The sequence below is a fragment of the Actinomadura sp. 6K520 genome (assembly GCF_004349245.1).
In the GTDB taxonomy this organism is placed as follows: domain Bacteria; phylum Actinomycetota; class Actinomycetes; order Streptosporangiales; family Streptosporangiaceae; genus Spirillospora.
This window is the reverse complement of record NZ_SMLC01000307.1, coordinates 1-5,085: the sequence shown is the minus strand read 5'-3', so window position 1 is coordinate 5,085 and position 5,085 is coordinate 1. Positions and strand designations below refer to the sequence as shown.

The window sequence follows — 5,085 nt, the reverse complement described above, 5'->3', positions numbered from 1 at the left end:
CGGTGGGGGTCGGTGCGGCCGCCCGGAGGGGGCGCAGGCGGTCCGGCGGGCTGTCGTCGCGCAGCGAGCCGCTGATCCCGGCGACGAGCGTGGCCGCCGCGACGATCGTGGCGAGGACGCCCGCGAGCGCGAGCCAGGGCAGCCGGAAACCGCGCGCCGGGCGCAGTTCCTCGCTGCGCCACCCACCGGTCTCCTGGTCGTCCGTCATGTCCGGACCGTCGCAAGGACGCGGTCGAGCTCGGCGGCGAGGCCGGGGGACAGGCCGCGTTCCCGCTCCCTGGTGACGATCTTCTCCCGCAGCAGGCCGATCCGCTGCGCCACGTCGACGGCCTGGTCGGAGGTCAGGTCGTTTTCCAAGTTCGTGATGACGTTGTTGAGGTCGATCGCGACGTCGGAGCGGATCTCGCCCGAGCTGTAGCCGCGGCTGACGATCGGGCGCAGCCGCCCGAGCGCGTCGGTCACGCCCGCCTCCGCCGCGCGGCCGCCGCGAGCGGCCGGCGGTGCCGGTGCGGGCGGCCCGTCCGCACGCGGCTGGGACGGCGCCGGGACGGTGACCGGGGCGCGCGGCGCGGAGCCGATCATTGCGGCGGCGGCCACCGTGGGGATGGCGATGACCAAGGCGAAGGCAGCCAGCCGGGCGTGTCTGCCGTACGGGCGCGGGCGCGCGGCCGGGCGCAGCGTACGGGTGCGGTGGTCGTGGGACGGCGCCGGGCCGCGCACCGTGCCGAAGACGGCGTTCGGCGGCTCGTCGTCGCGGGTGAGGAGGGCGGCGACGTCGCTCATCGAGGGGCCGTGCTCGGCGGTCGCGGCGGCGCAGCGCGCGGCGAGCGCGGCCAGGTCCGCGGGAGCCTCGGCCGGGAGGCAGGCCGCGATGACGCCGCCGAGCGCGCGGACGTCGGACGCCATCGCCTCCGCCACCGCGGAATCGGTGGTGACGAGCGTCCCCTCAGGGCCGGACGGGCCGCGGGCGCCGCGGACGATCCCGCCGATGCCGGTGTCGACGACCTTGACGTCGCCGCAGTGGAGGACGATCTCCTCGGTGGTCAGATCGCCGTGCGGCACCCCCGCGCGGTGCGCGGTGCGCAGCGCCCCGGCGACCTGGGCGCAGATCCCGGCGGTCTCGGCCGCGGTGAGCGGCCCGAGGCGGAGGCGCTCTGTGAGGGTCTCGCCGCTCAGGAACTCGGTGACGACGTAGGAGACGAGGCGTCCGGACACGTCGCGGGTCTGGTCGCTGTCGTAGACGGTCTCCAGGGCGGCGTGGGAGAGGCCCGCGGCGCGGTTGACGCCCTTCTGGAACGTGCGGTGCAGGTCGGTGCGCGCGGGCGCCAGGAGCTTCACCGCGACGGGACGGCCGAGCAGCTCGTCCCAGGCGTGCCAGACCTCCATCGTCCCGTCGTCCTCAAGGAGCTCCACAAGCCGGTACCGCTCCGTCAGCCGCAAGCCCGATTCCACGCGAACCAATCCCTGTCGCATTCCCTGGCCGGGTGCGGTCCCCGGCCTGCCAGGTGGTACGCGGCGTCCGGCGGGCGGGTTCGACCGCCGGCGCTCTCCTGAGCCGTGCGGCGGGAGAGCGCAGGGGGAGGACCTGCGAGGTAGGTGTTAGGGCGCCCGGTGCGGAAGAATGGGAGAGGCCACGGCCAGGCGGGGGCATCGGGAGAGGCGGGACGCTTTGAGCGGCGACATGCGGTTCACCGTCACGCGCACGCTGAGCAAGGACCAGCAGGCGCGGCGGGAACGGCTGATCGACTCGGCGCGGGAACTGGCGCTGGAGGGCGGCTACGCGGCCGTCACCATGCACGATGTCGCGGACCGCGCCGGTGTCGCCCGCGCCACCGTCTACCGGTACTTCGCCACCAAGGACCACCTGCTCACCGAGGTCGCGGCGGCCTGGGCGCACCGCGCCATCGACGACATCGGCACGGTCGAGGTCGGCGAGACCCCGCTGGAGCGGCTCACCGCGCTGCTGGAGCGCATCGTGTACGTGGCGGCCGCCGAGCCGACACTGACCTCGGCCATCATCCAGGCGGTGACCTCCGACGACTCCAGCGTGGACGATCCGCGGACGGTGCTGTTCCTGTTCCTGCGGGACCGGCTCTCCACGGCGATCGGCGACCCGGTGCCCGAGCGGGACGACGTCGAGATCGTCCTCGGGCACGTCCTGCTCGCCGCGCTGGTCAGCCTGGCGTCGCTGCGGCAGCCGGCCGACGAGGTCGCCGCGATGGTCCGCACCGCGGGCCGGCTGGTGCTGGCCGGAGCGCTCGCCGCGCCCACCGCCCCGTAATGGTCCACGTCGCGCGACCCTGATTGGAGCTGTCACCTGGACCACGCGGGGTCCTAACGTGCTCGTGTGACGAATCTGCTGCTCTTCCTGCCGGCCGCGCTCGTGCTGGTCGCCATCCCCGGCCCGAACCACCTGTACATCACGGCGCGCAGCATCGGCGAGGGGCGCCGGGCCGGGATCGCGTCCGCGTTCGGGGTCGAGACGGGCACGCTCGTGCACATCGCCGCCGCGGCGGCGGGCCTGTCGGCGCTCGTCGCCGCGTCCGCGACCGCCTTCGGGTTCCTGCGCTACGCGGGCGCCGCCTATCTCGTCTACCTCGCCTACCGGACGCTGCGCGGCGGCGACGGCGGGGACGAGCCGGCCCTCAGGCCGCAGCCGCTGCGGCGGGTCTACCTGGACGGCGTCCTGGTGAACGTCCTGAACCCCAAGGTCGTGCTGTTCTTCCTGGCGTTCCTGCCGCAGTTCGTCGACCAGGGCGCGGGCGCCGTCCCGCTGCAGATCGCGGCGATGGGCCTGCTGACCGCGCTGCTCGGCCTGTGCAGCGACATCGCGTACGCGCTCGCCGCCGGTTCGATGGGGACGTGGCTGCGCGCCCGTCCCGTCTTCCGGCGCCGCCAGCGGTACGCGACGAGCCTGGTGTACCTCGGCCTCGGGGCGGCCACCGCGTTCGCCGCGCCCGCCCGCCGCCCCTGACCCTTGCCGACCGGCCCCGTGCCGGCTTTGTCATCCGGATGACAAGCCTCCGGGCGCATTGCTTGGGCGGGGACACAGCCCACCGCGGCCCGTCATCGATAGCTTCCTAGGGCCCCGTAAGCGGAGCGGCCGGGAGGTGCGGACGGTGCCAACGACGTTGGGGGAGCGCTCGCCGCTGAAGCCCTGGGCCGGTGTTCCCAGCGAGCTGTCCGGCGTCTTCCGGCCCCACCTGGACGCCCTCGCCGAAGAGATGATCGAGGAGATCCTCGCCGGCATCCCCGAGTACTCCCGTCCGCAGGACGAGGAGTACGCGCGGCTCGTCCGGCTGGCCGTCGAGGGCGCCCTGCGCCAGTTCGTCGACCTCATCATGGACCCGGAGAGCTCGTGGGAGCCGGTCACCGCCGTCTACCGGGAGATCGGCTGGGCGGAGGCCCACGAAGGGCGCAGCCTGGACATCCTGCAGACGTCGCTGCGGCTCGGCGCCCGCGTCGCCTGGCGCCGCCTCGCCGCCGAGTCGGAGCGGAACAACATCTCGCGCGGCACGCTCGCCAGCATCGCCGAGGCGATCTTCGCGTTCCTGGACGAGATCGCCCGCGCCGCCACCGAGGGCTACACCAAGGCCCGCGAGCAGGAGGCGGGCGAGCTGGAGCACCGCCGCCGCAGGCTCCTGGACCTGCTGCTCGCCGAGCCGCCCGCCGCCCCGCAGGCCATCGCGGACCTCGCGCGGCTCGCCCAGTGGCGGGTGCCCCGCACGGTCGCGGCGGTCGTGCTGTACGAGCGACGGCAGCAGCCGTTCTCCCGGCCGCGGCTGCCGCCCGACGTGCTCGCCGACGTGAACCGCCGGGAGCCGTGCCTGGTCGTCCCCGACCCGGACGGGCCCGGCCGGGGCCGCGTCCTGGAGCCGGTGCTGCACGACTGGGTCGCCGCGCTCGGCCCGACCGTCCGCGTCGAGGAGGCCGCCCGGTCGCTGCGCTGGGCCCGCGAGGCGCTGCCGCTCGCCCGCCGCGGCATCCTGCCGGCCGACCGGCTGATCCGCTGCGCCGACCACATGCCCGCGCTCGTCCTGTTCAAGGACGAGGAGCTCGTCCGGACGGTCGCCGAGCTGCGCCTCGCGCCGCTGAACGGCGTCCGGCCGCGGCACCGCGAGCGGCTGATGCGCACGCTGCTGGCCTGCCTGCAGAACGGGTTCAACGCGACGGAGGTCGCCGGACGCCTGCACGTCCACCCGCAGACCGTCCGGTACCGGCTGCACCAGCTGGAGGAGCTGTTCGGCGCCGGGCTCTACGCCCCGGACGCGCGGCTGGAGCTGGAGATGGTGCTGACCGTGCAGCTCACCCCGCCGGCGGGTTCTCAATCAAGCGATTGACCGGTGGCCGGGCGAGCGCCTAGCTTGGGGCTATGACCAGCAGCGACAGTGCCCGGGAGCGCATCCTCGACGCGGCCACCCGGTTGTTCGCGGCGCTCGGCTACGACGGAACCTCCACCCGCATGATCGCCGAGGCGGCGGGGCTCAACGTGGCCACCGTCGCCTACCACGTCGGCGGCAAGCGCGACCTGTACCTCGCCGTAATGGAACGTGCCCATATGGCCGAGCGCGCGATCCTGTCCGACGCGATCGCCCAGGTCGAGGACGCCGACGGGCTGCTCATGCTCCTCGACCGCTACGTCGACTTCTGCGCGGAGAACCCCGAGGTCCCCGCGCTGTGGATGCACCGATGGCTGTCGGACGCCGCCGACGTCGCGCACCTGGAGGCGACCTACATCAGGCCGCTGCTGGAGATGGTCGCCGCCGTCGCCCGCAAGGTCGTGTCCGACGACGTCGACATCGAGTACGTCATCTGGACGGTCGTCTGGTGCACCCACGGCTTCGGGTCCGGCGGCGTCCTCGACGCCGACGGGACGCGCCGCGGCCTGGACGACCCGCGCGAGCTGGCCCGGTTCCGCGCCCATGTGCGGCGGCTCGTCGCCACCGCGATCGGGCTGCCCGCCCGGGCCGCCTGATGGCCGCCGGGCTTTCCGATGACCGCCCCGCCCCCCACCGAAGCACCGAGGAACCGCAACGCCATGCCGTCTGACCACGCGCCGGAGACCCCCGCGGCACCGTCCCACCC

Annotated in this window: 6 protein-coding genes; 4 read left to right on the top strand and 2 right to left on the bottom strand. The window is 74.4% G+C overall.

Annotated elements, in window-relative coordinates; all coding sequences use genetic code 11:
* Together E1289_RS36435 and E1289_RS36430 are read right to left on the bottom strand one after the other, a co-directional pair.
* Positions 1–208 (bottom strand): hypothetical protein (locus tag E1289_RS36435; protein WP_131988553.1); only part of this gene is annotated, 208 nt, incomplete at its 3' end.
* Positions 205–1,452, bottom strand: a complete 1,248-nt coding sequence (locus E1289_RS36430) for a protein kinase (RefSeq protein WP_165970769.1) — start codon at positions 1,450–1,452, stop codon at positions 205–207. The genes E1289_RS36435 and E1289_RS36430, both read right to left, overlap by 4 nt.
* 217 nt (positions 1,453–1,669) lie before the next feature.
* Between E1289_RS36430 and E1289_RS36425 the strand changes: the two genes are divergently transcribed.
* The 4 genes from E1289_RS36425 (at position 1,670) to E1289_RS36410 (ending at position 4,975) form a co-directional block, all read left to right on the top strand.
* Complete coding sequence (locus E1289_RS36425) at positions 1,670–2,281, top strand: TetR/AcrR family transcriptional regulator (RefSeq protein ID WP_131988549.1); 612 nt, start codon at positions 1,670–1,672, stop codon at positions 2,279–2,281.
* A 66-nt stretch (positions 2,282–2,347) separates the two neighbouring features.
* Entirely contained in the window at positions 2,348–2,974 is a 627-nt protein-coding gene (locus tag E1289_RS36420; protein ID WP_131988547.1) for a LysE family translocator, read from the top strand.
* 145 nt (positions 2,975–3,119) lie between these two features.
* Entirely contained in the window at positions 3,120–4,340 is a 1,221-nt protein-coding gene (locus tag E1289_RS36415; protein WP_243713436.1) for a helix-turn-helix domain-containing protein, read from the top strand.
* Between the two features lie 32 nt (positions 4,341–4,372).
* Entirely contained in the window at positions 4,373–4,975 is a 603-nt protein-coding gene (locus E1289_RS36410; protein WP_131988543.1) for a TetR family transcriptional regulator, read from the top strand.
* Positions 4,976–5,085: the final 110 nt, after the last annotated feature.

Excerpts from the sequence above, each read along its gene's own strand:
- E1289_RS36410 (WP_131988543.1), top strand. The coding sequence starts at position 4,373 with ATGACCAGCAGCGACAGTGCCCGGGAGCGCATCCTCGACGCGGCCACC.